Source organism: Nonomuraea sp. NPDC049028 (genome assembly GCF_043197735.1).
GTDB lineage: Bacteria > Actinomycetota > Actinomycetes > Streptosporangiales > Streptosporangiaceae > Nonomuraea.
In genome coordinates, this window is sequence record NZ_JBICTR010000014.1 from 405,764 (window position 1) to 432,155 (window position 26,392).

Here is a 26,392-nt window from a genome sequence, read left to right on the forward strand (position 1 = left end):
GCGCCGTTGCAGGTCACCTTGCGCGGTGCGACGCATGCGGGTCATGCGACGGTCAGCCGCATATGCGCTCCGGGTCGCTCTGCCAGGGGTCGGCACCGTGGAATGGGTACGGGCAACGGCTGGAGGCGCCGGGATCGCGTGGGCGATCGGGGCGCTGCCCGTCGTACTCGGCGAGCGGGTCATGAGCTGGCATCCGGCAGCGCTCATCGTGCTGGGAGTGGTCCTGCTGGCGTCGATGGGGTTGTTGCAGTGGCGGGTGCTGCGCCCGCACGTTCCAGGCGCCTGGCGGTGGGTGGCGGCGACCGCGGGAGCGTGGCTGGTCGCGCTCGGCGCGTTCACGGCGGTGACCACGCCGTTGTGGCAGCCGGGTCAGCCGGGCTGGCTCATCGCCGCCATAGGGGTGCTCGGCGGTGCGGTCATGGCGGCCACGGTCGCGGCGCTCACCGGTGCCGCTCTGGTGCGCCTGCTACGCCGTGGCCAACAGCTGTAGGACGATGGGGACAGTTCCTCGTCGTGCAAACGTGAGAACGTGTGCCGTGCACACGGCGCCGAACGCTCGGCACTCGCCGTAGGAGGACGGTACGACGACCGGCCGGGCGGCATGGCGCCTTCGGGTCGGCTCGGTGCGCTCAGTCGCTCGGAGCCACGCCGGCTGACGCGGGGTGCAGGTTCTCCACGATCCGGACGAGCGTAAGGTTTGCCGCGGTCAGCGTCCGGACCAGCTCCTCCAGCTTCTCGACCCGCCTCTTCAACGACAGCAGTTCGACGTCGAGCGCCGACGACTCCATGACCATTCGTCCGCCGATCATGATCGGCTCACCTCCATAAGACGGTACAAGCACATGGTGGGCGCCCGCAGCCGTTGTGCGACAGCGGCGAACGTCCCCGGGTGGCAGGACCAAAGACACTGGCCGCACAGATCCGGTGAGCGGATGCCCGGGGGAAAGGAGGTGACAGTGATGAGGCCGACTTGGATGGACGCCACGGCGACAGTGGTCGCCGGGGCGAATGTCGCCATCTACCTGGAGGCATGGACGTGATCACGCAGGCCCTTTGGGGCGCTGAACGACGCCGAGGCGGCACGCCTGCCGTTCGGACAGATCGTCCGGGTCGAGGACTACATCGCCGACGGCCGGTACGTGCTGCGCGCTGAGCTGCCCGGAATCGACCCCGACAAGGACGTCGAGGTCACCATGGGTGACGGCGTACTCCACATCCGGGCAGAGAGGACCCGCAAGGTCTCCGAGGCGCACCGATCGGAATTCTCCTACGGGTCGCTGTCGCGATCGGTGACGCTGCCGGCCGCGGCCAAGACGGATGACGTCAAGGCCACCTACAACGGCGGCGTCCTGGAGGTCAGTGTGGGGCTGGCCGACGGCAAGTCTCGTAGGAAGTCCCGGACGGACCGGCCAATGGCCGGCGTAGATGAGGCGGCATCGGCCGGGGTCCGAGCACAGCCCGCTTCTGGGTACGGCCGGGCCTCACAGGCAGTGCCGGACGGCCCGTGGGTTGGTGCCGAAAGTCCCTGCCCAACGCAGGGGGCCGCGGCAAGAGTGGTGGTCATGACCATCCTGTCGCAATCCCGTTGCGGGCTCAGCGCCGTCGAAGCGGCGGAGCGGCTGGCCGCCGCCGGCCCGAACGCCCTGCCTGTGGCTCGCCACGTCTCGCCTGTGGTGTTGCTGCTGCGCGAAATGGTGCATTTCTTCGCTCTGCTGTTGTGGGGCGCCGCCGCGCTGGCCGTGTTGGCCGGGATGCCGCAGCTGGCCGTGGCGATCGCGGTGGTCGTGGTGCTCAACGGTGGCTTCGCCTTCGCCCAGGAGTACCGTGCCGATCGGGCCACGCAGCGGTTGCGGGAGCTGATCCCGGCCAACGTGGTGGTCCGGCGGGACGGCAGGCGCATGCTGATCGGCGCGGCTGATCTGGTGGTCGGGGACGTCGTGCTGCTGGAGGCGGGGGATCGGATCTCAGCCGACCTGGAGCTGGCCGAGGTGCATGCGCTGGCCGTCAACGAATCCATGCTGACCGGGGAGAGCCGTCCCGCCCGGCCACGGGAGGGTGGCCCGGCCTACGCGGGCACGTTCGTGGTCGAGGGGGAGGCCGAGGCCGTCGTGGTGGCCACTGGGGCGCGTACCCGGCTCGCCGCGATCGCCAAGCTCACCCGGGAGGCGATCAGGCCGCCCAGCCCGCTGGCCGTCCAGCTCGGCAAGATCGTCAAGATCGTCGCTGGGATCGCGGTGGCGGTCGGCACCGTGTTCTTCGGGCTGGCTGTGCTGCTGGGGATGGACCCGGGACAGGGATTCCTGTTCGCCATCGGCGTCACGGTCGCGCTGGTACCCGAAGGGCTGCTGCCCACCGTCACACTGTCCCTGGCCCGCGCCGCCCAGCGGATGGCCGCCCGCAACGCCCTGGTACGCCACCTGGAAGCGGTCGAGACGCTCGGCTCGGCCACGTTCATCTGCACCGACAAGACCGGCACGCTGACCCGCAACGAGATGACCGTGGCCGAGGTGTGGGCGCCGTCGAGCTCACCGGCCGAGGTCATGCGCACGGCGGTGCTGAGCTCCACCGGCCGCCTCAGCGGCGGCAAGCCCGTGGGCGACCCGATGGAGGTGGCCCTGCACGTCGAAGCGCTGCGTCTTGGTGCTGACGTGGAAGGGCAGGTCACCCGGCGCTTCCCGTTCGATCCGGTACGGCGCCGCGCCTCCGTCCTGGTGGACGGCGGGCTGCATCTGAAGGGCGCACCGGATGCCGTGCTGCCGCTGTGCCGGGTCGTACCCGGGGCCGATGAGGCGCTGGCCCGGATGAGCGACCATGGTCTGCGGGTGCTCGCCGTCGCGCGTGGCCGCACGGCCGAGGAGTCGGAGCTGGAACTTCTCGGTTTGGTCGGGCTGTACGACCCGCCACGCGAGGATGTGGCCGAGGCGATCGGGAAATGCCGCATCGCCGGGATCAAGCTGGCCATGGTCACCGGCGACCATCCGCGCACCGCCCGCGCCATCGCCGCCGAGGTAGGGCTGCTCGGCCCGGACGAGCTGGTGGTCACCGGGGCCGAGCTGCCCGCCGACGATGCCGCACTGGGCGAGCTGCTCGACCACGACGGCGTGGTGATCGCCCGCGTGACGCCCGAGGACAAGCTGCGCATCGCCCGAGCCTTGCGCGGGCGCGGCCACGTGGTGGCGATGACCGGTGACGGCGTCAACGACGCGCCGGCGCTGCGCGAGGCCGACATCGGCATCGCCATGGGCAAGTCGGGCACCGACGTCGCCCGTGAGGCCGCCGACCTGGTGCTGCTGGACGACCACTTCGCCACCATCGTCGGCGCGGTCGAGCTGGGCCGGGCCACCTACGCCAACGTGCGCCGCTTCCTCACCTACCACCTGACCGACAACGTCGCCGAACTCACCCCGTTCGCCATCTGGGCGCTGTCCGGCGGCACCATCCCGCTGGCCCTGACCGTGCTGCAGGTGCTCGCCCTCGACATCGGCACCGACCTGCTGCCCGCCCTCGCCCTGGGCGCCGAACCGGCCAACCCGCGCACCATGCACGGCCCCGCCCGCACCGGAAACCTCATCGACCGGCGGCTACTCATCCGCGTCTTCGGCGTGCTTGGGCCCGCCCAGGCCCTGGCCGAGATGGGCGCGTTCATCGGCGTCCTGCTGCTCGGCGGCTGGCAGGTCGGCACCGCCCCGAGCCTCGGCCTGCTCGCCGCAGCCTCCGGTACGGCCTTCGCCGCCGTCGTGCTGGGCCAGTTCGCCAACGCCTTCGCCTGCCGCAGCGAATCCCGCTGGATCGGGCGCATCCGCTGGCGCACCAACCCCCTGCTGCTCGGCGCGATCGCCGTCGAAGCCGTGCTGCTGCTGGCCTTCCTCGGCCTGCCGCCCGTCTCGCACCTGCTCGGCGGCGCCTTCCCACCCGCCGCGGGATGGGCCCTGGCCGCGATGGCGATCCCCATCATGATCCTGGCCGACACCGCGCACAAGGCGTGGCAGGCAAAGCGCGCGCGTGAGGACGCGGGCTCTCCGTCGGAGACGACCGGATCAGCATCTGTTATGGCGGCACCGCCGCCTGTAAGGAGGCAACTGCCATGAACCACATCGTGCTCGGCTACGACGGCTCGGACTTCTCCGTGCAGGCCCTCGACTGGGCGCTGGACGAGGCCGAACTCAGAAGACTCCCGCTGACCGTCGCCCACGCCTGGCAGTGGCCCTACGGCGAAGCCGACGAGGAGACCAAGAACCACCTGCGCAAGGCCGCCGACCACGTACTGTGGCACGGTGCCGACTGCGCCCGCGCGACCAGTTCGGTCGTCGGCATCGAGACCGACCTGCACGAGGGCCCGGCGGCACAGCGGCTCGTCGAACTGTCCAGCGGCGCCGCCCTCGTCGTGGTCGGCTCGCGAGGGCTGCACGGGTTGCCCGGGGCCCTCGTGGGCTCGGTGGCCCGATACGTCGCCGCGCACGCCGAATGCCCGGTGATCGTCGTACGCGGACCAGGCCCGCTGCCCGCCCCCGCGCATCCAGGGCCGATCGTGGTCGCCGACAAGGAACCGACCGCCTCGGTCCTGGAGTTCGCCGTCGGCGAGGCGGACATGCGCCGGCTCGCCCTGGTCACCACCGCCGAACCTCAGACCTGGCAGGAGAGCCATCCGAACGTCGCCTCCAGAGTTCAGGAAGCGCGCGAGACGCCGGCGCTCATCGTGGCCGGTCGCAAGAGGGCTGACCATCTCGGAATGATCGCCTCGCTCCTCCAGCACGCTCCGTGCCCGGTCGCCGTGGTGGGTACCTCTATGGGCAAAGGCCCTCGGGACTGAGGGTATGTCCTGTGCGCCGATCAGCCGGGGGATCAACCTGCGGGCGTGATGCGTGTGTCCGATGGTGGCCCATCCCGGTGCACTGCGCGGGGGACAGGTAGTTCGAGACCGTCGAAATCGGCGCTGAGAAGAATCACGTGGGGCTGTCTCGCTCACCGGAACAGTCCCGTTGAACGAAACCGGACATTGGCCTGATTATCACCCAATGTCCCTTATTTACCCGTCGTCGTCTCCCCTCCCCGTCTCCGATGCCGACGGTGAACCCCAGCCGGTGGCGATCGCCTCCCCGGCCGAGCCCGACGGGTCGGCGAACAGCGTGCTGGGCAAAGTGCGGCTGATCCTTGAGGCGTTCGGCCCGGATGACGAGAGCCTCGGCCTGTCCGAGATCGTCCGCCGCACCGGCGTCGCCAAGGCGTCGGTCCACCGGCTGGCGCAGGAACTGCTGCAATGGGGCCTGCTGGAGCGGCGCGGCTCCGAGTACTGGCTGGGCATGCGCCTGTTCGAGATCGGGCAGCGCGTGCCGCGCCAGCGGATTCTGCGCGACGCGGCACGGCCCTTCATGGAGGATCTCTACCAGGCGACGGGCGAGACCATCCATCTGGCGGTGCTGGACGGGCTGGAAGTGATCTACCTGGAGAAGGTGTCGGGTCACGGCCAGGTGTCCAGGCCGTCGCGCATCGCCGGTCGCATGCCGCTGCACTGCACGGCGACCGGCAAGGCCCTGATCGCCTTCGGCCCGGGGGCGCTCTTCGGCGACGTCGTGGCCACCTCGCTGGCCCGCGTGACGCCCCGTACGATCACCGCGCCCAAGCTGCTGGCCCAAGAGATCCAGCAGGCGCGCAAGGCCGGGTACGCCATCGAGCGGGAGCAGACCCGCGTCGGCTATCTCAGCGTGGCCATCCCGCTGACCGGCGCCACCGGGACGGTGGTCGCGGCGCTGTCGGTGACGGCGCCGACCTTCCGCGCCGACGTCAACAAGTACGTGGGGCTGTTGAGCATGGTGAGCAGGCGCATCACGAAGTCGATCATGGTCGCCGACGGCGGCAGAAGCTGACACCGGCCACGAAGCGCCCTCGACCGGCCAGGGCCGCAGGTTACGAGGCGTCCTCGACCGGCGGGTCCGTCAGGAACATCGTCACGATCTCGGCCACCTCCGCGGCCTTGTGCTCCATGAGCGGGATCATGCCGCCGTCGATCACGGCCGACGTCACGCTCAGCGCCGCGGTGAGGTTCTCCCGGAGCGGGGCCATGGCCGGCAGCGCGAACGGGTCCGCCGCGGCGCCCAGCAGCAGCACGGACGTCTTGACCGAGCCGATCTTGTCCTCCATGTAGTAGCGCGCGCACGCCCGATGTCCCTCCGCGGGATCGACTCCGGGAGCCAGGGCGTCGTGGACGAACCGGTCGAGCAGGCCGGTGGCCGGCTCGGGATAGTACGGCTGCCGCAGCCGCCACAGCGTGAGCAGGTGGTCGCCGCCGGGGGAGCGCACGGCCTCGTCCACCCCCGGACCGTCCGCGTGGGACCGGCGGAATCGGGAGTCGGTCCACGGAGTCGACGACAGGACGAGCAGCCCGACCCGCTCCGGCGCGGACGCCGCCAGCTCGACGGCCACCACGCCGCCGGTGTGGTGGCCCAGGACGTCGGCGCACTCGATGTCCAGGGCGTCCAGCAGGGCCAGCGCGCCGGCCGCGAAGAGCTCGATCGTGTGCGGCGCCGGGGCCTTCGCGCTGGCCCCGAAACCGACCATGTCCATGGCGATGACGCGCCGGTGCGGCGCCAGGAGGGGGATCAGCTCCCGGAACTCGTCCCAGGACCTGGGGGTCTGATGCAGGAGCAAGAGAGGGCGGCCCGCGCCCTGCTCGGCGTAGTGCAGCTGGCCGAACGGCGAGTCGGCGTACCCGAATCGAAGGGGCGGCGTAATGTCCAAAACGTCCTCTTATGTCGGCCGGAGGTAAGGTTGGCTTTCCCATCCGGAGTCTTGCCGGGCGCATCGGCGATCACTACCGGAGGGGACCGGTGACCGGACCGGCGTGAAGGAGTCCCGATGTCGTCACAGATGTTCGCTGAGGCGTCCGGCTCCGGCGATGGCGCGGACTATCCCAACTCGGTCCTCGGCAAGGCCCAGCTCCTGCTGGGCGCCTTCGAGTCGGGGGCCTTCGAGCTCCGGCTCAGCGAGCTCAGCCGGCGCTCAGGGGTGCCGAAGGCGTCGGCGTACCGGCTCGCGCAGGAGCTGGTGCAATGGGGGCTGCTCGAACGCAGGGGGGACGTCTACCAGCTCGGCATGCGGGTCTTCGAGCTGGGGCAGCGGGTGCCGGTGGCGGCGGTGCTGCGCCGGGTGGCCCGGCCCCTGCTCATCGACCTGTTCGCCGCCACCCGGGCGACCATCCACCTGGCGGTCCTCGACGGCGGCCATGTGCTGTACGTGGAGAAGGTCGCGGGGGAGGCGAACGTCCACACGCACTCCCTGGTGGGCGGGCGGCTGCCCGCGTCGTGCACGGCGACGGGGAAGGTGCTGCTCGCGACGTGCCCCGACAGGGAGGAGCGGCTCCGCCGCCTCGCGCTGACCGGCTGGCCCTCCCTGACGCCACGGACGGTCGGGTCCGTCGAAGACCTGCGGCGCCAGCTTGAGGTGGTCCGGGAACGCGGTTACGCGGTCGAGACGGAGGAGATCCTGCTGGGGTTCGGCAGCATGGCGGTGCCCGTCGCGCTCGCCGACGGAACGGTCGTCGCGTCGGTGTCGGCCGCGGCACCGCTTGCGCGCCTGGTGACCAGGCGGCTGCTGCCCGAACTCCGCGCGACCGCCGCGGGCATCGCCCTGGCCATCGACCGCCGGACATGACCTGGCCGAGCCAGCGGACCGCCTCGGCCTCGGAAGCTCAGGCGACGCGGTCCCGGTCGGCGGCGAGTTGGAGGGCCACGTCGATGATCATGTCCTCCTGCCCGCCGACATACCCCGCCTCGCCGACCCGCTGCAGGATCTCGTGCGCGGGCACGTCGTACCTCAGCGCGGCCCGCTCGGCGTGCAGCAGGAAGCTGGAGTACACCCCGGCGTACCCCTGGGTGATCGCGGAGCGGTCGGCGAACGGCAGGCGCGGCAGGAACGGCTTGACCACGTCCTCGGCGGCGGCGAGCGCGCCCTGGACGTCCACGCCGGTCGGGACGCCGAGCCGTTCGAAGGTGGCGACCAGCACCTCGGTCGGCGCGTTGCCCGCTCCGGCGCCGAGCGCGCACAAAGCGCCGTCGATCTGGCGGGCGCCGTTCTGGGCGGCCAGGACCGAGTTGGCCACGCCGAGAGACAGGTTCTGGTGGCCGTGGAAGCCGACCTGCGCCTCGTGGCCGATCTCGGCGACCAGCGCGCTGACGCGCGCCTGTGCCTCGCCGAGCACGAGGGCGCCGGCGGAGTCCACCACGTAGACGCACTGGGCGCCGCCGTCGACCATGATCCGCGCCTGCCGGGCCAGCTCGGCCGGGCCGACGCGGTGCGACAGCATGAGGAAGCCGACGGTCTCCATACCCAGCTCGCGAGCGGCGGCGAAGTGCTGGAGGGAGACGTCCGCCTCGGTGCAGTGGGTGGCGATCCTGGCCACCGACGCGCCCGCGCCGTGCGCCTGCTTGAGGTCCTCCACCGTGCCGAGGCCGGGCAGCAGCAGTACGGCGATCTCGGCGGAGACCGCCTCGTCCACCGCGGCGGCGACGAGCTTGATGTCGTCCTCGAGAGAGAACCCGTAGTTGAAGGACGAACCGCCGAGACCGTCACCGTGCGTGACCTCGATCACCTCCACCCCGGCCTGGTCCAGGGCGTGGACGACACCACGTACCTGCTCCTCGGTGAAGCGGTGGGCCATGGCGTGGCTGCCGTCACGCAGTGTGGAGTCGGTAATCCTGATCTTGTCGCCAAAACTCTTGTCAGTCACGCGGAGACCTTTCCGAGCGCGAGCTGCTCGCCCACGCGGGCGGCCGCGGCGGTCATGATGTCGAGGTTGCCGGCCCACGGCGGCAGGTAGTCGCCGTTGCCGCGCACCTCCAGGAACACGGCCACGCGGGCATGACCGTTCCAGACCTCGCGCGGGCCGTCGAACTGGGGATCGGCGCGCAGGGCGTAGCCGGGCACGTACGTGGCGACGTCGGCCACCATCGCGTGGATCGAGGCGGCGATGGCGTCGGTGTCGGCGTCGGCGGGGATCGCGCAGAACACGGTGTCCCGCATGATCATCGGCGGATCGACGGGGTTGAGGATGATGATCGCCTTGCCGCGGTCCGCGCCGCCGACCTGTTCGATCGCGCGGGCGGTGGTCTGGGTGAACTCGTCGATGTTGGCCCGGGTGCCCGGCCCGGCCGAGCGGGAGGCGATCGAGGCGACGATCTCGGCGTACGGCACCGGCACCATGCTGGAGACCGCGTGCACGATCGGGATCGTCGCCTGCCCGCCACACGTGATCATGTTGAGGTTGGGCACGTCCGACAGACCGGCCAGGTTCACCGGAGGGCACACGAACGGTCCGGCGGCCGCGGGCGTCAGGTCGATGGCCTTGATCCCGGCCTCGGCGTAGCGCGGGGCGTTGGCCAGGTGCGCCTTGGCCGAGGTGGCCTCGAAGACCAGGTCCGGCAGCCGGTCCTGGGCCAGGAGCCAGTCCACGCCGCCCGCGGAAGCCTCGACGCCGAGGGCGCGGGCACGGGCCAGGCCGTCGGAGGCCGGGTCCACCCCGACCATGGAGTGCACGTCGATCGCTTCGCTGCGCAGCAGCTTGACCAGCAGGTCGGTGCCGATGTTCCCGGGGCCGACGATGGCGGCGCTCAGCCTGGTCAAGCGATCTCCTCCTGGAAACGGGCGGTCACGGTGCCGATCCCGGCGAAGGTGGCGCTGACGATGTCCCCAGCGGTGACCGGGATGGCCACGGTGATCGAGCCGGGCAGGACGACGTGTCCCGCCTCCAGGGCGACACCCTGCTCGCCGAGGGTGTTGGCCAGCCAGACCAGCGCGTTGAGCGGGGAACCGAGCACGGCGCCGCCCGCCCCCGTCTGGACAAGGTCGCCGTTGCGGTGCAGCAGGCAGCCGGCCAGCGCCAGGTCCACGGTCTCCAGCCGGACCGGGCGGGTGCCGAGCACCACGCCGCCGCTGGAGGCGTTGTCGGCGATGGTGTCGGCCAGGGTGATCCGCCAGTCCGCGATCCGGGAGTCGATGATCTCCAGAGCGGGCAGCAGGAAGTCCACCGCCGCGACGGCCTCGGCCGTGGTCACCCCGGGCCCGGACAGGGGGCGCTTGAGCACGAAGGCGATCTCCGGCTCGATCCGCGGCTGCAGGAAACGGCGGGTGTCGATCGGGGCGCCGTCCAGGTGGAACATGGAGTCCAGCAGGTGTCCGTAGTCGGGCTGGTCCACGCCGAGCTGGCGGCGCATCGCCGCCGAGGTCAGGCCGACCTTGTGACCTTTGACGACCGCGCCGTCCGCGACCAGGGCGTCGATCTGGTGGCGCTGGATGGCGTACGCGTCCGCCACCGACAGCTCCGGATAAATGGTGGTAAGTGGCTGGATCGGGTCGCCGGTACGGTACGCCGCCAGCAGATCGGCGGCGGCCTTCTCCACGGAGCCTGGCTCCACAATCGCTCCTCTCGCAGTTCTTGACATGGGTCGTTCAGAAGTGCCGACGCGGCCGAAGGGGCCGCGCCGGCGGTGGGCGTCAGCCCTGGGTCTGCGAGGGGAACGTGCTGTGCATCCAGCGGGCCGACACCTGAGCGCTCTCGTAGGGGTCGGCGATGTCGGGACGGTCCACCTCGACCATCAGCCACCCGTCGAAGTCGCCGGGCAGGTTGCCGATGATGCCGGGCAGGTCGAGCTCACCCCGGCCGGGTTCGACCCACAGCCCGGCGAGGACGGTCTGCTGGTAACCCCAGTCCTTCTCGCGCCCTTCGGCGGCGACGCTGAGCCGGCAGTCCTTCACGTGCACGAACGGGATCCGCTCGGCGTAGTCCTTCACGAACCGGCCGACGTCGGCGCCGGCCCACGCCAGGTGCCCCGTGTCGGGCAGGAAGCCGAGCCGGGACGCCGGAATGGCGTCGAGCACCGCCCGGCCCTCCTCCTCGGTCTCGATCCAGGTGCCGACGTGCGGGTGCAGCGACGGCCGGACGCCCTCGGCGACCATGGCGTCGGCGATCCGCCCGATCAGCGCCGTCACCGCCTCCACACGGGAGTCGTCGGCGTCGTACGCCTGCGCGGGGTGCGCCACCCGCGGCTTGTCCTTGCCCATGCCCATGCCCAGACCGATCTCGGTCAGGCCGAGCCGGGCATGCTGGCGGGCGGTCTCGGCGGCACCGGCCACGACGTCGTCCTCGGTGCCGTCCCTGCCGTCCGAGCGGCAGACGAAGTAGCCGGGAGCGAGCGTCAGGCCGGTCTCGTCCAGGAGCGCCTGGTACTGCTCCACGGTCCAGCCGGCCGGGACCTCCGCCATGACGACGTCGAATCCGGCCTGCTTGATCAGGGACAGCCGCTGCTTCGGCTCGGGCGCGAGGGACGGGTCCAGCCATCCGTCGGCGCTGGCCATCCATTGGATCGGGTTGAGCGCGATCTTCGGTGTGCCGGACATATGGCTTCCTTTCAATAGATGGGGGGTCAGGATGTGGGGGCGAGTTCGCCGGCGAAATGGCAGGCGGCCCGCTGGCCGGTGGCCGTGAGGGTGAGCTGAGGGTCGACCTCGGTACAGATCGTCCGCTCCGGGTTCGCCAGCGGGCCGATCGGGCACCTGGTACGGAACCGGCATCCGGAGGGCGGGTTCGCCGGGCTGGGCAGATCACCGGGCAGCACGATGCGCTCGCGCGAGCGCGCCGAGACCGTGGGGACGGGCGACGACGACAGCAGGGCCGCGGTGTAGGGGTGCTGCGGGTTGCCGTAGACGTCGGCGGCGTCGCCGTGCTCCACGATCCGGCCGAGGTACATCACCGCGACGGTGTCGCTGAGGTGACGCACGACCGACAGGTCATGGGCGATGAACAGGTAGCCGAGCCCGAGTTCGTTCTGCAGCTTCTCCAGCAGGTTGATGATCTGCGCCTGGATCGACATGTCCAGCGCCGAGACCGGCTCGTCGAGGATGAGCGCGCGCGGCTGCCGGGCCAGCGCGCGGGCGATGCCGATCCGCTGGCGCTGGCCGCCGGAGAACGCGTGGGGGTAGCGGTCGAGGTACTCGGGGCGGAGCCCGACCTGCGTCATCAGGGATCGCGCCTCGTCCTCGCGCTCCCGCCGGCCGATGCCTCTGAACGCGAGCGCCTCGGCCAGCGACTGCCGGATGGTGCGGCGCGGGTTCAGCGACGCGTACGGATCCTGGAAGAGGTACTGCACCGAGGAGCGGACCCGGCCCAGATCCTCCTCGCCCAGACCGCTCACGTCGGCGCCGTCGATGAGGATCGACCCGTCCGCGACCTGGTTGATGCCGACGATGCTGCGCGACAGCGTCGACTTGCCGCAGCCGCTCTCGCCCACGAGCCCGAGCGTGCGGCCCTGGTGCACCGTCAGGCTCACCGAGTCGACGGCGTACACGGGTGGCTCGCGGTGGAACAGCCCGCGCCGCCGGGATCCGACGTCGACCTTCAGGTCCCGTACCTCCAGCACGGCCGTGGCCGCAGGGGGAACGGCCTGCTCGGTCTGTACGGTGACGGTGGGTTCGTCCTCCACAGGCGCGGCGGGTTCGTTGACCGAGATGTCCACGGCCCGCTGGGCGACGAAGCAGGCCGCCGCCTGACCCGCGTCACCGATCTGGAGCAACGCCGGTGGCTCCTGCTCGCAGGCTTCCTCGGTGAAACGGCACCGAGGGGCGAACGGGCAGCCGGGTGGCGGCGCGGCGGGGTCGGGCGGCGCTCCCGGGATCGCGGGCAGCGGCCGGCCGATCCGGTCGTCGTCGAGGCGGGGCATGGCCGCCAGCAACGCCGCCGTGTAGGGATGGCGCGGACGCTCGAAGACCTGCTCGACGGTCCCCTTCTCGACCGTGCGGCCGCCGTACATGACGACGACGTCCGTGCAGAGCTCGGCCACCACTCCCATGTCGTGGGTGATGATCGCGATGGCGATGCCCAGCTCGGTGCGGAGCCTGGCCAGCAGACGCAGGATCTGCGCCTGGATGGTGACGTCGAGAGCCGTGGTCGGCTCGTCCGCGACCAGCAGCGCGGGGTCGTTGGCCAGGGCGATCGCGATGACGACGCGCTGGCGCATGCCGCCGGAGAACTGGTGCGGATAGTGGTCGATCTTCGTCTGGACGTCAGGGATGCCGACCTGCTCCAGGAGTTCGATCGCGCGCTCGCGCGCCGCCCGCTTGTCGACGCCGTGTACCGTCATGGCCTCGACGATCTGGTCGCCCACCTTCATGACGGGGTTGAGCGCGGACTGCGGGTCCTGGAAGACCATCGCCACCTTGCTGCCGCGCCGGCGCCGCATCTCGCGTTCGGGCAGCGTGAGCAGGTCCTCGCCGTCGAAGCGGATGGAGCCGGCGACGACCTCGCCCGGCGGGCGGAGCATGCGCATGATCGATCGGGCCGTCACCGACTTGCCCGAGCCGGACTCGCCGACGATGCCCAGCACGTCGCCCGGGTAGATGTCGAAGCTGACGTCGTTGACGGCCTTGACGCCGCCCTTCTTCAGGCGGAACTCCGTACGCAGGCCCTCGACCCGCAGGAGCGGCATGCCCTTGCCCGTCGCCGGCAGCGGTGACTCGGTGGTGTTGGGGGAGGTCATCGGCGGTTCACCGCCTCGTTGAGCGCGTCCGACAGCAGGCTGAAGCCGATCGCGAGCAGGAGAAGGAGCAGGGCGGGGCCGATGATGTACGTCGGCGCCTGGGTGACGAAGCGCAGGCCGTTGTTCAGCAGCACGCCGAGCGAGGGCGTCGGCGGCTGCACGCCGAGGCCGACGATGCTCAGTCCGGCCTCGATGTAGACGCCGACGACCATCCAGACGGCGCCGTTGACGACGATCGCGTCCATCGCGTTCGGCAGGACGTGGCGGACGAGCAGCTGCCGGCGCGAGACGCCGATCACCCGGGCGGCCAGGACGTACTCCCTGCTCTGCTGGCTCAGCCACGCGCCGCGGGCCAGACGCCCGGCGGTGGGCAGGCCGCTGATCAGAATCGTCAGGAAGAGCGCCGGCCAGCCCGGCTGGAGGATGGCGACCAGGCAGATCCCCAGGATCAGGCCGGGGAAACCGATGATCACGTCGAGCAGTCGCTGCACGGCGGCGCCCAGGCGTTCGGAGATCGCGCCGGTCAGACCGAGCAGCGTGCCGATCGCCATGCTGAGGGGGACCGCGGTGAGGATGAGGCTCAGGTCGATGCGCAGGCCGTAGACGCTGCGGACGAAGATGTCCCGGCCGAACTCGTCGACGCCGAAGATGTGCGCGCCCGACATCCCGGTCAGCGACTGCGGGCCCTGCTGGTCGTAGCCCCCCGGGAACAGCACGGGCGCCAGCAGCGCGGCCAGTCCCAGGAGAAGGAGCATCGACAGCCCGACCACGCCCTTCGGTGTACGGAAGGCGGACAGGTAGCGAGCCAGGGTCGGGTTCAGCCGACGGCGGGCCTGTGGCGGCGCCGCGTCGGAGGTTGCCAAGGGGCCAGATGTCAGGGGAAGGTCTGCCATCCCTACTCTCCCAGTTTGATGCGCGGGTCGAGGGCCGCCAGGACGACCTCGGTGAGGATCTGACAGATCACCGCCACGAAGACGATGGCGAGGATCAGTACCTGCAGCACGGTGAAGTCGCGGGTCTGCACGCTGGAGACGGCCAGCTGGCCGAGGCCGTTGCGGTTGAAGATCGCCTCGATGATGACCGCGCCGGCCAGCAGGTTGCCCACCTGGAGCCCGACGGCGACGACCGCCGTGCCCACGCTGTTGCGCAGCACGTGCCGGACGGTGATCCGCGCGGCCGACGCGCCCTTGCTCAGCGCCAGGTCGACGTAGTCCTCGTTCTTGGCGGCGAGCATCTCCGCCTGCAACAGGCGGGCGACGACCGCCGCCGAGGGCAGGGCCAGCGCGATGGCCGGCAGGATCAGGAACTGGAAGCCGATCACCGGATCGTCGACGAAGCTGACCTCGCCGCTGACGGGCAGCCAGCGGTTCAGTACGCCGAAGACGAGGATCAGCGCCAGCCCGGTGAGGAACGACGGGATGGCGACGAAGAAACTGTTGATCAGGTCGAGGCCGGCCCGCGCCCAGCGGCGTCTGGCCGAGCCGACCAGGACCCCTAGGAGCGTTCCACCCAGGATGACCAGCAGCGTCGCGAACACCGACAGCTCCACGGTGCTCTTGAGCCGGTCGCCGATCAGGCTCGCGACGCTGCGGTGCAGGAGGTAGGACTCTCCGAGGTCGCCCTGGAGGAGCCCGGCGATCCAGTCCCAGTACTGGAGCACCAGGGGCCGGTCCAGCCCCAGCTGCTCCCGGATCGCGGCGATGGTGGCCGCGGTCGGATCCGTGCCGGCGAGGGTGACGGCGACATCCCCCGGTGCCAGGCGAGGCAGGGCGAAGGCGACGATCGAGCTCGCGAAGAGCACGAACACCAGCGATGGGATCTTGCGTATCAGGAACCGGACCATCGTCTCGATACCGCCAGTCGGTCTAGAGGTCGATTACTTGGACAGCCAGGCCCGGCTGATGTCGAGGAAGCCCATCTGGGTCGGCGCGAGGCCGTTCAGGGCGTTGGAGCGCACCGTGAGGGTGGGGCGCGTGATCAGCGGGAGCACGAACGCCTGGTCGGCGAAGTAGGCGCTGTAGTCGTGGAGCGCCTTCTGCTGGTCGGGCGTGGTGCTGGCGGTGGTGACCGCCTTCACGAGCTTGGTGTACTCGGGGCTCTTGAAGTGCGAGACGTTCTCGTCCGCCAGCAGCTCCGGGCGGCTCACGACGGCGCTGGCCGGCGAGAGGCCGTTGCTGTTCATCATCAGGAAGGCGGGCGTGCCCATGTCCTTGGCCGCGACCTTGGCGTCATAGTCGGCCGTGGCGATGACCGGCTTGGCCTCCAGCCCGACGGCGGCCAGGTTGTTCTTGACGATCTGGAAGACTCCGGTGGCCTCGGGCGTGTTCAGCATGGTCACCTCGAACGAGGTGCCCGCCTTCACACCCGCCGCGGCCAGCATCTGCTTGGCCTTGTCCGGCTGGTAGGTGTACTGCTTGGTCTGCGCGGCGTCGTAGCCGATCGTGGAGGGCCGCCACGGCAGGTTCGTCGCCTGGGCCTGCCCGCCTTCGACCTGCTGCACGATGCGGTCGCGGTCGATCGCGTAGTGGATCGCCTGGCGCACGGCCTTGTTGTCGAACGGCGGCTTGGTCACGTCGAACCCGAGCGGGATCGCCGCGCCGCCGGAGGACACGAGGGAGAAGCCCGGCTGCTGGCTCAGGCTTCGCGCGTCCAGCCCCGCCAGGCCGACGCCGTACTGGACCCGGCCGCTGCGGATGGCCGCGACCATCGCCGTCGGGTCCTTGATGAGGTTGACCTCGATGCTGTCCAGGCGGGTGTTCTGGACATCGCGGTACTTGGCGTACTTGGTGAGCTGGAGCTTGCCGCCCGGGGTCCACGACTTCCACTCGAAGCGCCCGGTGCCGTCCACCTTGGTGCCGGCCGCGTAGTCGGCGTAGGCGTCCTTGTTCGGGATCGGCATCGTCTCGAAGAGGTCGAAGATGTTCGGCAGCGGCTGCTTGAAGGTGAGCGTCAGCTCGTAGTCGCCCTTCGCCTTCATCTCGGAGATCTGCGCGGCGATCGACTGGTTGGCCGCCCCGGTCTTCGGGTCCTGGACCTTCTCGATGGCGAAGGTGACGTCGGCCGCGGTCAGCTTGCGGCCGCTGTGGAAGGTCACGTCGTCACGGAGCTTGATGTCCATGCTCTTGCCGTCGGGAGCCAGGGTCCACGACTCGGCCAGGACACCGTTGGGCTGCCCGGTCTTGGTATCGATGAGGGTCAGCGTCTCGAAAACGGCGTACTCCCACAGGATGTTGCCGAAGGAGGTCTTGAGGAAGGAGCCCGGCTCGGCTTCGGTGGTCTGCCCGACGACCAGGTTGCCGCCCTGAGTGGCCGGGCCGGCGGAGGCGGAGTTCCCCGGGGCGCCCTGGGTGGCGGCGCTGCACGCGGCGGACGCGAGCAGCGCCGCGCCGGCGGCGCTTGCTGTGAGCCGGCGGCGCCAATTCGTCACTGACATCGATACTCCTCGAGACGTTCTGGGGGGTGTGTATGCCGGGGTGTCGGGAATTGTACAGTCGGCCCGATTTGTCCCCTGGCGAGGAGCATGGTTCGCGACTCAGACAGGCACAACCCGCCGCTTTTAGTTTTGTTCCCGTCATAAAGGGAGCGTTTTCGGTACGGCCACGCCATCCGTAGCCGAGGACGGCCGAGATGATCACCAGGTGCCGAACGGGTGTCGGCAGCGTGATCGCCAGGCATTCGCACCGTCGCGTCACCGTCCTTCAGGTGGTGGCCTCACACCCTAGGACCGGAGGATTCCGACGTACCCCCGCACCGGTTCGCTCACCGGAACAGCCCATCCGTGGTCCCCGCCCCTGCTCGCCGGTTCACTGACCGAGACGGGGCGCCACGCCGGTCGGCCGGAGCCGGGTAGCCTCCGGGATCATGCCTCTGACATACGCGTTCATCGAGTACGGCGGTCCGGACGTCCAGCGTTTCCTGGACGTTCCCGCGCCCGAGCCGGGCGAGGGCGAGGTGCTCGTCGAGGTGCGCGCGGCCGGCGTCAACCCGGTGGACTGGAAGGTCCGTGAGGGCATGCACCGTGCCTTCCTGCCGCTGCGGCTGCCCGCGACCCTCGGCCGCGAGGTCGCGGGGACCGTGGTGCGGACCGGCCCCGGAGTGGCCGGCCTCGCCGCCGGTGACCGGGTCTTCGGCAGTACGGTCGGCGGCAGCGGCGGGTACGCCGAACTGGCGCTGCTGCCGGCCGCCAAGGCGGCGCGCATGCCGGACGGACTGTCCTTCACGGACGCGGCGGCGCTGCCGATCGCGGCGGGCACCGCCTATGAGAGCCTCGCCGAGCTCGGCCTGGCTCCGGGGCAGAGGCTGCTGATCCTGGGCGCCGGTGGGGGAGTGGGCACGATCGCGGTCCAGCTCGCGGCCATGGACGGAGTCGCCGTCGTGGGCACCGCGAGCGCGGCGAAGCGCGCGTTTCTCCTGTCCCTCGGCGCCACGGCGGTGGCCTATGACCGCGACGACGTCGCCGATAGGCTCCGTGATCTACTTCCGGCGGGCGCCGACGCCGTGCTCGACCTGGTCGGTGGTGACGCGCTGACCGGCGTGGCGGGCGTGATCACCGAACGGACACGGGTGACCACCGTGGCCGACGAGAAGATCGCCGCCCGCTTCGGCGCGCGCCCGCTGAAGCGGACGGGTGGTACGGGGACGCTGCCGGCCTTGGCCGAGCTCGTGGCCGCCGGGAAGCTGGATCCGTGTGTCGGCCGGGTGTTTCCGCTGGCCGAGGCGGCTGAGGCGCTGGCGCTGGTGGAGTCCGGCCACGTGTCCGGCAAGGTCGTGCTCGACGTCGCCGGGCGTCGCTGAGACTCACTTACCTTTTCGCCGGCGGCTCGTTGAGAGCCGTGCTCACCACTCCGCGCAGAGCCGTTCGGTCGCGCGGAAGGCGAGGGCCATGATCGTCAGAACCGGGTTGACGCCGCCGTTGGTGACGTGCACCGAGGCGTCCACGACGTAGAGGTTGTCATGGCCGTGGACCCGGCCCCACCGGTCGACGACCGACGTCCGCTCGTCGTCGCCCATCCGGCACGTGCCCGACTGATGCTGTCCGCCGTGCAACGCCAAGGGAACCGGCCCGCTCCACGTCCGGCGCGCGCCCGAGGCGACGAGCCATTCGCGGGCCCGTTCCCGGAGGTGGGCGGCGGTCCGCAGGGTCTCGGGATGAGTCGTGCCGGACAGACGGGCGACCGGGATGCCCCAGCGGTCGCGTACATGGCGGTCGAGCCGGGTCCGCGCGTGCGGGCTGGGGATCTCCTGGACCGGCCCTCCCACGCGCATGACACGCCGGTAATTGTCGCGCATGTACCGCTTGTTGAGCGCGCCCCAGCGGGGCAGGTCCGGCGGCAGGTTCCGCGCCCAGAAGGCGATGGGCAGCACCGTGAACTCGTCCGCGAGCATCGCACCGCCGACGACGCCGTCGTTGTGATGCGCGAAGTCGAGCGTCGCGACCGAGACCCCGGGGCCGCGTCCGTCGTGCACGGGCTCGTCCATCTCGGCCAGCGCCCACACGTAGGCGTGACCCTGCAGATGCCGCCCCACCTGATCGTGGTTGTTGCCCAGCCCGTACGGCTCGCGCCGGGTCGGTGAGTTCTGCAGCAGCCGGGCGGTCTCGATCGCGCCGGCGGCGCAGACCACCACCTCGGCCTCGACCACGTGACGTGCCCCCGAGCGGTCCACCCAGCGGACGCCGGTGACGCGGCCCCCAGCGTCGCAGATGACGCGTTCGGCGACCGCCTCCGGCTGCAGCCGGGCGTGGCCGGTGGCGAGGGCGCGGCGCAGGACGGTGTTGTGCGAGCCGTTCTTGGCGTCCACCGGGCAGGCGAAGCCGACGCAGTGCTGGCAGCGGGTGCAGGCGGCCCGCCCGGCGTACGGCACCGAGTTGATCAGCAGCGGCACCGGCAGCACGTCCCAGCCGAGGGCGGCCGCGCCCCGCCGCAGCGCCCTGGCCTGCAGTCCCTCGGGAAGCGGGGGCATCGGGTACGCCTTCGCGCGCGCCCAGTGACGGCTGCTCGCCGCGTGGTCGCCGCACACCCCGATCTCCCATTCGGCGCGCTCGTAGTGGGGTGCCAGGTCGTCGTAGCCGATGGGCCAGTCGGCCAGGCTGCTGCCCGCGGGGACGCCGTACGTGCCGGCCATCGCGAAGTCGGCGGGCAGGAAGCGCCACGCCTGGGCCCCGTAGAGCCGGGTGCCGCCGCCGACCAGCGTGGCGTTGCCGTGGAAGCCCGGCTCGTGTGCTCGTACCAGCTGCTCGCGGCCCGTCATGTCGACGGCGACGCGTGCGCTCCCCTCGAGGTCCGGTCCGGACTGGTGCGGATAGCGGGCGATCCGGTGATTGCGCAGGTGGTCGCGGCCGATCTGCTCGTAGGTGAGGTCGCGACCGCGCTCCAGGACGAGCACCCGCTTGCCCGCCTGAGCGAGGACCGCGGCGGCCACCCCGCCGCCGGCGCCCGACCCGATCACCACCGCGTCCACCCGCTCGCCCCGCCCGGCGTCTTCCCGCATCAGTCGCTCACCTCGAACCCGATCATCCGCCATGAGACGGCGTCGTGGTTGCCGCCATTGCCCGGATCGCCGTAGAAGCCCTCCATGACGTGCTCCACCACTGTGCTCACGAACGCCGGCGCGTCGAACGGCCATGGCGTGCGCGTCTCCCCGGCTTCGACGGCGCGCAGCAGAGCCTCCCGCCGGTCGGGTTCGAGCAGGCCGAACCGCACGCCGTACGTCTGGCCGGCCTCGGCGTCGAGGGCGTCGAGGCCGGCGCCGTAGTACGCGCGCAGACCCGCCAGGTCGCGCCCGAACTGCCCCTCGAGGTAGTCGAGGACACCGGCCTCGACGCCGCCCGGATGCTCGTCGGCGGGGACGATCGTGTCGACGACCGCGCTCAGGGTCGCGACCTGTAAAGCGGTCAGGTCCGCCATCACGGTCAGCTCTCGAAGCGGCCCGCCGGACGCTCACACGTGCTCTCCAAGGTGACGACCTGCGCGGATCCGTCGATCGCGGACAGCGCCTCGAGCACGTGGAAGGCGAACGCGGCGTTGGCGCGGTGCGGGCCGCCCTCAATCGCGTCGGCCAGATCCCGTACGCCGAGCCCCCGGCGGGCCTGCTCCTTGGTGCCGACCGCGCCGAACAACTCCACGACCGGCGGCAGGACGGTCCAGTCCGCCTCGCCGTGCCGCCGCACCCGGACGTCGCCGTCGAAGTGGTTGGGGTTGGGCACCGACAGCGTGCCTTCGGTGCCGTAGATCTCGATGGCGGGCAGATCGCTGTCCCAGACGTCGAAGCTCATCAGCGTCGTGCCGATGACCCCGGAATCGAAGACGAGGACGCCTGAGGCGTGGGTGGCCACCTCGACGTCGATGTGGTCCACGGCCCGGTCCGGCGCGGTCACCGTGCGTACGGGGGCGCCGATGCGGGCGGCCCCCGCCACGGACCTGATGGGGCCGAGCAGGTTCACCAGTATGGCGAGGTAGTACGGGCCCATGTCCAGCACCGGGCCGCCGCCGGCCTGGAAGAGGAAGCGCGGGTCCGGATGCCAGGTCTCGGCCTTGCTGTGCCGGATGAACGCCGACGCGCCGATGGGCTCGCCGATCAGCCCGTCGTCGAGCGCCTTGCGCGCGGTCTGGCTGGCGCTGCCGAGGAAGGTGTCCGGGGCCGAGCCCAGAACGCGCCCGCTGGCCGCGGCCGCCGCCAGCACCGTCTTCGCGTCGGCGACGGTCGTGGCGATCGGCTTCTCGACGTAGACGTGCTTGCCGGCGTCGAGCGCCCGCATGATGGTGCTCGCGTGGTGCGCCGGCGGGGTCAGGTTCACCACGATGTCGATCGAGTCGTCACCGTAGAGCTCGTCGGCGTCCCCCCACCCCGGGATGCCGTGCTCGCCGGCGGCCCGCTTGGCCCGGTCGACGTCGATGTCGCCGACGCGGACGATCTCGAGCTCCGGGTAGCGGGCCATGCCGGTGACGTACCGGCCGAAGATGTTGCCGCTGCCGAGGATGCCGATGCGGTGGTGTGTCGCCATGTCTTCGCTGTCCTTCCTTAGGGGATTCAAAGGTGCCTGATCGTGAGGGCCTGCCTCACATGCGTGCTGGGGCCCGCTCGACCACGGTCCAGGCGAGGCTGTCGTCGGCACGCAGCACCGCGTCGATCAGGTGCGCCGAGCGGACACCGTCCGCGGCCGTCGGCAGTCCCTCCACCTGGTGGCCGGCCATGGCCGAGTAGGCGTCGTCGACGAACGCGCGGAAGCAGTCGCCGTACCCCTGGGAGTGTCCCGACGGAAGCGTGGCCAGGCGGCGCTGCTCGGCCGAGCCCCGGCCCGGGTCCCGTACGACCAGCCGGGCGCCGTCGGCGTCGCCGAGCCATACCGACTCGGGGTTCTCCTGGTCGAACACGGCGCTGCCGTCCGCGCCGTCGAGCTCGAACCAGAGGCGGTTCTTGCGTCCGGCGGAGACCTGTGACACCGTCAGCGAGCCCAGGACCCCGTCGGCCGTCCGCAGCAGGACGGCGGCGACGTCCTCGGTCGAGACCGGCCGCAGTCCGTTCGTCCCGCTCTCCGGACCGTCCGGACTGCTTGTTCCACTGTCCGGACCATTCGCACTAAAAGTGTCGCCGCTGCCCGCCGGGCGCGCCGGGATGGTGACGCCGAGCCGGGCCGTCACCTCGTGGAACCGTACCCCGGCCACCCACTCGACGAGGTCGCACCAGTGCGACCCGATGTCGGCGAAGGCGCGGGAGGGCCCGCCCCGCGCGGCGTCGACGCGCCAGTTCGTGGTGCCGGTGTCGAGCATCCAGTCCTGCAGGTAGCTGCCGTGCAGGAGTTGCCAGGCGCCGAAGTCGCCGCTCATCCGGCGGGCCCGGATCTCGCGTACCAGGGGGTGGTAGCGGTAGACGTACGGGACGGCGAGCGTCCGGCCGGTCTCGGCGGACACCGCGGCGAGCCGCTCGGCGTCGGCGAGCGACGTCGCGATCGGCTTCTCGCAGATCACGTGCTTGCCGGCCCGCAACGCCGCCGCCGCCTGGTCGGCGTGCAGCGCGTTCGGCGTGCAGATGTGCACCACGTCGACCGCGTCATCGGCGAGTACGGCCGCCAGGTCCGGGTAGCGCGCCGGGACGTTCCACTCGTCGGCGAGCGCGGCCGAACGGCTCGGGGTGGAGCCGACGACGCCGCGCACGGTCGCGCCGACGCCGCGCACGGCCGCCGCGTGTACCGAACCGATGAAGCCGGCGCCGACGATCACGGCTTGAATATGCGGATGCGCCACGTTCAGACCTCCGGACAGGTGTATTGCCGTATAAGAGCATGATTGAGGCCATTGACAGCCACAAGATGCCGTCTTTAGTTTCGTCGCATGCAAAAAGACGACGAGCACGGGCCGACACCTGTGGCCATCGCGCTGCGCAAGGTGCTCCGTATGATCGCCACCGGCGAGGCGACCAGCCGCGCGGCTATCGCTCGGCTCACCGGCCTGGCCCGATCGACGGTGAGCCAGCAGGTGGACAGGCTGATCGAGCTCGGCATCGTCGAGGAGACCGAGTCGAGCCAGTCCGTACGCGGGCGGCCGCCACGAGCGCTCACCATCAGCCCGCGCGCCGGCACCATCGCCGTGGCCGACGTGGACGTCTCCGCGACCCAGCTGGCGATCGCCGACCTCAGCGGCACCGTCATCGCCCGCGACACCGTCGACATGTCTGTCGACGGCGGCCCCGAGAAGCTGCTGGCCGTGGTGTCCGAGCGGCTGCGCTCGATGCTCGACGAGCACGACCATGATCCGGCTCGGGTACGCCACGTCGTCGCCGGCCTGCCCGCACCGGTCGACTTCCAGCGCGGCTGCGCGGTACGCCCGCCGATCATGCCCGGATGGGACGCCTACCCCGTCGGGGACTACCTGCGCGGGCAGTTCGGCGCCGCGGTCACGGTGGACAACGACGTGAACCTGATGGCCCTGGGCGAGGCGACCCAGGAGATGGCCGACACGCCCCTGCTGTTCATCAAGGTCGCCTCGGGCATCGGCGCCGGCATCGTGACGGCCGACGGCTCGGTACATCGCGGCGCCGACGGCGCGGCCGGCGACATCGGGCACATTCGGGCGCCCACGCGCCGCGACGTCGTCTGCAGATGCGGCAAGACCGGCTGCCTGGAGGCAGTGGCCAGCCATCGCGCGGTCCTGACCGACCTCGGCATCACGCCGTCCTCGTTCGACGACCGGCTGCACGCCTCGCGCGAGCTGGCCCGCCTGGTCGCCGACAGCGACACCAGCGCACTGCACCGCATCCGCCAGGCGGCCACCGACATCGGCGAGGTGGTGGCGATGCTGATCCACACGCTGAATCCGCGCACGCTGGTGCTCGGCGGCCCGTTGAGCGAGCTGCAGGACGAGATCCTGTCGGGGGTACGCGCCGCGGTGTACGAACAGGCGTTGCCGCTGGCCACGCGCAAGCTCATCATCATGCCGAGCCAGCTCGGCGCCGACGCGGGGATCTTCGGCGCGATCGCGCTGGCCAGCCGGGAGGCCTTCAGCCAGGCGGGGGTGGGCCGCCTGCTCGCCGAGGTGTGACCGTTCGCCTTTGGCTACGGATGCCTGGTCATGGCTTTCGCGGTCATTCGCGAGCTCGCACCCCGTCGAGCACGATGCGGAGCAGGTGCCGGGCTCTGCTGTCCCACTCGGTCTCCTCAAGGCGGGTCAGATAGCCGATGAGGAGTATGACGTCACGGGCGTCGACGTCGGAACGGATGGTTCCGTCGGCCTTGCCGGCGTCGAGGAAAGTGGTCAGCGCGTCACCGATCGGTCCCAAGCTGTGCGCCGCGAGGCCCTGCCACACCGACGCTTCCACGGCGGCGAACACCCCGCGTTTGACCTGCGCGTAGTCGACGACCCGGTCGAACCAGCGAGCCAGCGCCGTGAGCGGCTCGTGCTCGCCGAGCAGTGCCGGCGCTACCGCCACCAACTCGTCGACCTCCTCCCGGTAGACCTCGATGAGCAGCGCCTCCCGGGTCGGAAAGTGGCGATAGAGGGTGCCCTGCCCGACCCCTGCTTGCTTGGCGATCGCGTTGAGCTTGATCTCGTCCGCGTTCGCGATGACCGCCCGTGCGGCCTGAATGATCCGGTCGCGGTTGTCGGCGGCGTCGGCTCGGCGCCCGGTGGGGTTCATCGATTCCCTACTTTGCTAAGCGGACACGTGTCCGGTAACTTTGAGTTAAGCGGACACGTGTCCACTTTATCTGAAGGGGATTCCTATGACTGCCATCGAGGGCCAGGTCGTCGCCATCACCGGAGCGAGCAGTGGCATCGGTGAGGCCACGGCACGCCTGCTCGCCGAGCGTGGGGCGGCGGTCGTCCTCGGCGCGCGCCGGACAGAACGCCTTGACCACCTCGCACGGGACATCCGCGATCGTGGCGGACGCGCCATCGCCTGCGCCACGGACGTCACCCGGCGCGGGGACCTCGAACGACTTGTCGGCCAGGCCGTGGCGGAGTTCGGGCGGCTTGACGTGCTGGTGGGCAACGCCGGCATCGCCCGGATCGGCCCCGTGAGCGACCTCGACGTCGATGGCTGGGACGCGATGATCGACGTCAACCTGCGGGGAGTGCTGTACGGCATCGCCGCCGCCATGCCGGTGTTCCGCCGGCAGGGCCACGGCCATCTGGTGACCACGGTGTCGACGTCGGGCCTGAAGATCGTGCCTACGCAGGCGGTCTACGCGGCGACGAAGAACGCCGTACGCACCCTGTTGGAAGGCCTTCGGCAGGAGTCGACCGACGGTGTGCTGCGGACGACGGCGATCTCGCCGGGCTTCGTCCGTACCGAACTCACCGGCTCGATCGACGACGCTCAGGCCCGTGAGGAGGTTCGCCGCAACATGGACGGGTTCGGCATCGATCCGGAGGCCGTCGCCCGCGTTGTCGCCTTCGCCATCGAACAGCCCCGGGATGTCGAGATCGGCGAGGTCACCATCCGCCCGACCGTCCAAGGCTAGGAACGCTCTGGCCTGCTGAGCCGGTGGGCGATAGATGGCCCGCCGAAGTGACAGCCGGCGCGCGTCCCCACTGGGCCCACCGGCCCGGGCCCCTGCGCCGCCCGCCCAGCCGTTACGGGGTAGTGAGCGGTTCGGCCTGGTACGCCCGGCGCAGGGTCGCCTCGAAGGCCGGCGCGTCGGGCAGAGGCACGGAGCCGATTCGACGCACTGGTACGGCCGGCGTCCACGAGTTCATCACCACGGCCCCGGCCATTCCTGGCAGGTCGGCGGGCCGGATCTGCTGAACGCGCTGGGGAACCCCGAGCCGGTCGAGCTGCCGGCGGACGATGCCCATCGTGGTCCCGGTCAGCATCTCAGCTTCTGGCCACACCACCGCTGTCCCGTCCCAGAAGGCCAGGTTCCAGATCGACGCTTCGCTGAGCCGCCCCCGGCGGTCGATGAAGGCGGCGTCGTCGAAGCCCTCCATGACGGCTTGGCGGAGATAGTACGTCTTGGCCACCTCCCCGACGTGCTTCACCGCCGGAAGCGCTCGTTCGTGCTCCACCACCGCCAGCGCCAGCGGCCACCGGGGGCCGGACGCCGCTGGTCCGGTACGGACGAGCAACTCGGGCTCGGCGTCCGCCGGCGTGTACTCTCCTGCGGGCGAGAACACCGTGGCCGTCAGAGAGAGGTCAGCCGGTCCGGCCTGGACGGCCGCCCGCAACAGGGCTCGCACCCGGTCGTCGGGCACCGCGCGCCCGAAGAGCGTCGCGGAGGCCGTCCGCAGCCTTTCCAGGTGCAGGTCCAGCCCCCGGACCCGGCCGCCGCGCACCTGCATGGCGGTGAAGTGGGCGTACCCGGCGAATGCGAGCGGCGCAAGGTCCACGGCGTCGGCCACCCGACCGTCACGTTGCACAACGAAAGAAGACATACC

General features: G+C 70.9%; 24 protein-coding genes. 8 read left to right on the forward strand and 16 right to left on the reverse strand.

What is annotated here, in order from left to right:
- The first annotated feature begins 43 nt into the window (after window positions 1-43).
- On the forward strand, window positions 44-490 hold the full coding sequence (locus tag ACGFJ2_RS47410) for a hypothetical protein (protein ID WP_393479842.1): 447 nt from the start codon (window positions 44-46) through the stop codon (window positions 488-490).
- Window positions 491-629: 139 nt separating this feature from the next.
- Here ACGFJ2_RS47410 and ACGFJ2_RS47415 read toward each other — a convergent pair whose 3' ends face one another.
- Window positions 630-809, reverse strand: coding sequence for a hypothetical protein (locus ACGFJ2_RS47415; RefSeq protein ID WP_225296999.1), 180 nt, complete (start codon window positions 807-809; stop codon window positions 630-632).
- Window positions 810-1,139: 330 nt separating this feature from the next.
- Between ACGFJ2_RS47415 and ACGFJ2_RS47420 the strand changes: the two genes are divergently transcribed.
- From ACGFJ2_RS47420 to ACGFJ2_RS47430, 3 genes are all read left to right on the forward strand, one after another.
- Window positions 1,140-4,088, forward strand: coding sequence for an HAD-IC family P-type ATPase (locus ACGFJ2_RS47420; RefSeq protein ID WP_357954341.1), 2,949 nt, complete (start codon window positions 1,140-1,142; stop codon window positions 4,086-4,088).
- Window positions 4,085-4,810, forward strand: a complete 726-nt coding sequence (locus ACGFJ2_RS47425) for a universal stress protein (RefSeq protein WP_357954339.1) — start codon at window positions 4,085-4,087, stop codon at window positions 4,808-4,810. The genes ACGFJ2_RS47420 and ACGFJ2_RS47425 overlap by 4 nt, the downstream gene beginning before the upstream one ends.
- Window positions 4,811-5,015: 205 nt before the next feature.
- Window positions 5,016-5,864, forward strand: coding sequence for an IclR family transcriptional regulator (locus ACGFJ2_RS47430; RefSeq protein ID WP_393479846.1), 849 nt, complete (start codon window positions 5,016-5,018; stop codon window positions 5,862-5,864).
- A 40-nt stretch (window positions 5,865-5,904) separates the two neighbouring features.
- On the opposite strand, the gene ACGFJ2_RS47435 is transcribed toward ACGFJ2_RS47430, so the two are convergent.
- Entirely contained in the window at window positions 5,905-6,735 is an 831-nt protein-coding gene (locus ACGFJ2_RS47435) for an alpha/beta fold hydrolase (protein ID WP_393479849.1), read from the reverse strand.
- A 117-nt stretch (window positions 6,736-6,852) separates the two neighbouring features.
- Here ACGFJ2_RS47435 and ACGFJ2_RS47440 point away from each other — a divergent pair, with 117 nt between their 5' ends.
- The gene (locus ACGFJ2_RS47440; protein ID WP_393479851.1) at window positions 6,853-7,647 is read left to right on the forward strand and encodes an IclR family transcriptional regulator; all 795 of its coding nucleotides are present in this window, start codon (window positions 6,853-6,855) and stop codon (window positions 7,645-7,647) included.
- 37 nt (window positions 7,648-7,684) lie between these two features.
- On the opposite strand, the gene dmpG is transcribed toward ACGFJ2_RS47440, so the two are convergent.
- The 8 genes from dmpG to ACGFJ2_RS47480 all read right to left on the reverse strand — a co-directional run bounded on the left by dmpG (window position 7,685) and on the right by ACGFJ2_RS47480 (window position 16,956).
- Complete coding sequence (gene dmpG / locus ACGFJ2_RS47445) at window positions 7,685-8,722, reverse strand: 4-hydroxy-2-oxovalerate aldolase (RefSeq protein WP_393479854.1); 1,038 nt, start codon at window positions 8,720-8,722, stop codon at window positions 7,685-7,687.
- On the reverse strand, window positions 8,719-9,615 hold the full coding sequence (locus tag ACGFJ2_RS47450) for an acetaldehyde dehydrogenase (acetylating) (protein WP_393479856.1): 897 nt from the start codon (window positions 9,613-9,615) through the stop codon (window positions 8,719-8,721). The genes dmpG and ACGFJ2_RS47450 overlap by 4 nt, the downstream gene beginning before the upstream one ends.
- Window positions 9,612-10,406 (reverse strand): 2-keto-4-pentenoate hydratase, encoded by a 795-nt coding sequence (locus tag ACGFJ2_RS47455; protein WP_393479858.1) that lies wholly within the window; start codon window positions 10,404-10,406, stop codon window positions 9,612-9,614. Before ACGFJ2_RS47455 ends, ACGFJ2_RS47450 begins: the two co-directional genes overlap by 4 nt.
- Window positions 10,407-10,485: 79 nt before the next feature.
- Window positions 10,486-11,388 carry a sugar phosphate isomerase/epimerase gene (locus ACGFJ2_RS47460; RefSeq protein WP_357954324.1) on the reverse strand — a complete coding sequence of 301 codons (903 nt, stop codon included), beginning with the start codon at window positions 11,386-11,388 and terminating at the stop codon, window positions 10,486-10,488.
- A 26-nt stretch (window positions 11,389-11,414) separates the two neighbouring features.
- Window positions 11,415-13,523 carry a dipeptide ABC transporter ATP-binding protein gene (locus ACGFJ2_RS47465; RefSeq protein ID WP_393479861.1) on the reverse strand — a complete coding sequence of 703 codons (2,109 nt, stop codon included), beginning with the start codon at window positions 13,521-13,523 and terminating at the stop codon, window positions 11,415-11,417.
- Complete coding sequence (locus ACGFJ2_RS47470; protein WP_393479864.1) at window positions 13,520-14,386, reverse strand: ABC transporter permease; 867 nt, start codon at window positions 14,384-14,386, stop codon at window positions 13,520-13,522. Before ACGFJ2_RS47470 ends, ACGFJ2_RS47465 begins: the two co-directional genes overlap by 4 nt.
- A gap of 32 nt (window positions 14,387-14,418) precedes the next feature.
- Window positions 14,419-15,366 carry an ABC transporter permease gene (locus tag ACGFJ2_RS47475; protein ID WP_357954316.1) on the reverse strand — a complete coding sequence of 316 codons (948 nt, stop codon included), beginning with the start codon at window positions 15,364-15,366 and terminating at the stop codon, window positions 14,419-14,421.
- A gap of 33 nt (window positions 15,367-15,399) precedes the next feature.
- Window positions 15,400-16,956, reverse strand: coding sequence for an ABC transporter substrate-binding protein (locus ACGFJ2_RS47480; RefSeq protein ID WP_393479867.1), 1,557 nt, complete (start codon window positions 16,954-16,956; stop codon window positions 15,400-15,402).
- 428 nt (window positions 16,957-17,384) lie between these two features.
- On the opposite strand from ACGFJ2_RS47480, the gene ACGFJ2_RS47485 reads away from it, so the two are divergent.
- Window positions 17,385-18,317, forward strand: coding sequence for an NADP-dependent oxidoreductase (locus ACGFJ2_RS47485; RefSeq protein WP_393479870.1), 933 nt, complete (start codon window positions 17,385-17,387; stop codon window positions 18,315-18,317).
- Between the two features lie 42 nt (window positions 18,318-18,359).
- On the opposite strand, the gene ACGFJ2_RS47490 is transcribed toward ACGFJ2_RS47485, so the two are convergent.
- From ACGFJ2_RS47490 to ACGFJ2_RS47505, 4 genes are read right to left on the reverse strand one after another with little or no spacing between them, the layout of a single operon-like run.
- The gene (locus ACGFJ2_RS47490; protein ID WP_393479873.1) at window positions 18,360-20,012 is read right to left on the reverse strand and encodes a GMC oxidoreductase; all 1,653 of its coding nucleotides are present in this window, start codon (window positions 20,010-20,012) and stop codon (window positions 18,360-18,362) included.
- Entirely contained in the window at window positions 20,012-20,428 is a 417-nt protein-coding gene (locus ACGFJ2_RS47495) for a gluconate 2-dehydrogenase subunit 3 family protein (RefSeq protein WP_357954309.1), read from the reverse strand. Before ACGFJ2_RS47495 ends, ACGFJ2_RS47490 begins: the two co-directional genes overlap by 1 nt.
- A 5-nt stretch (window positions 20,429-20,433) precedes the next feature.
- Window positions 20,434-21,525, reverse strand: coding sequence for a Gfo/Idh/MocA family oxidoreductase (locus tag ACGFJ2_RS47500; protein ID WP_357954307.1), 1,092 nt, complete (start codon window positions 21,523-21,525; stop codon window positions 20,434-20,436).
- 55 nt (window positions 21,526-21,580) lie between these two features.
- A complete protein-coding gene (locus tag ACGFJ2_RS47505) occupies window positions 21,581-22,741 on the reverse strand; it encodes a Gfo/Idh/MocA family oxidoreductase (protein WP_358184124.1) in 1,161 nt (386 codons plus the stop codon).
- Between the two features lie 111 nt (window positions 22,742-22,852).
- Between ACGFJ2_RS47505 and ACGFJ2_RS47510 the strand changes: the two genes are divergently transcribed.
- A complete protein-coding gene (locus ACGFJ2_RS47510; RefSeq protein WP_393479877.1) occupies window positions 22,853-24,058 on the forward strand; it encodes an ROK family protein in 1,206 nt (401 codons plus the stop codon).
- Between the two features lie 43 nt (window positions 24,059-24,101).
- Here ACGFJ2_RS47510 and ACGFJ2_RS47515 read toward each other — a convergent pair whose 3' ends face one another.
- On the reverse strand, window positions 24,102-24,653 hold the full coding sequence (locus tag ACGFJ2_RS47515) for a TetR/AcrR family transcriptional regulator (RefSeq protein ID WP_393479880.1): 552 nt from the start codon (window positions 24,651-24,653) through the stop codon (window positions 24,102-24,104).
- Window positions 24,654-24,738: 85 nt separating this feature from the next.
- Between ACGFJ2_RS47515 and ACGFJ2_RS47520 the strand changes: the two genes are divergently transcribed.
- The gene (locus ACGFJ2_RS47520) at window positions 24,739-25,479 is read left to right on the forward strand and encodes an SDR family oxidoreductase (protein ID WP_357954276.1); all 741 of its coding nucleotides are present in this window, start codon (window positions 24,739-24,741) and stop codon (window positions 25,477-25,479) included.
- Between the two features lie 112 nt (window positions 25,480-25,591).
- Here ACGFJ2_RS47520 and ACGFJ2_RS47525 read toward each other — a convergent pair whose 3' ends face one another.
- Window positions 25,592-26,389, reverse strand: a complete 798-nt coding sequence (locus tag ACGFJ2_RS47525; protein WP_393479883.1) for an aminotransferase class IV family protein — start codon at window positions 26,387-26,389, stop codon at window positions 25,592-25,594.
- Window positions 26,390-26,392: the final 3 nt, after the last annotated feature.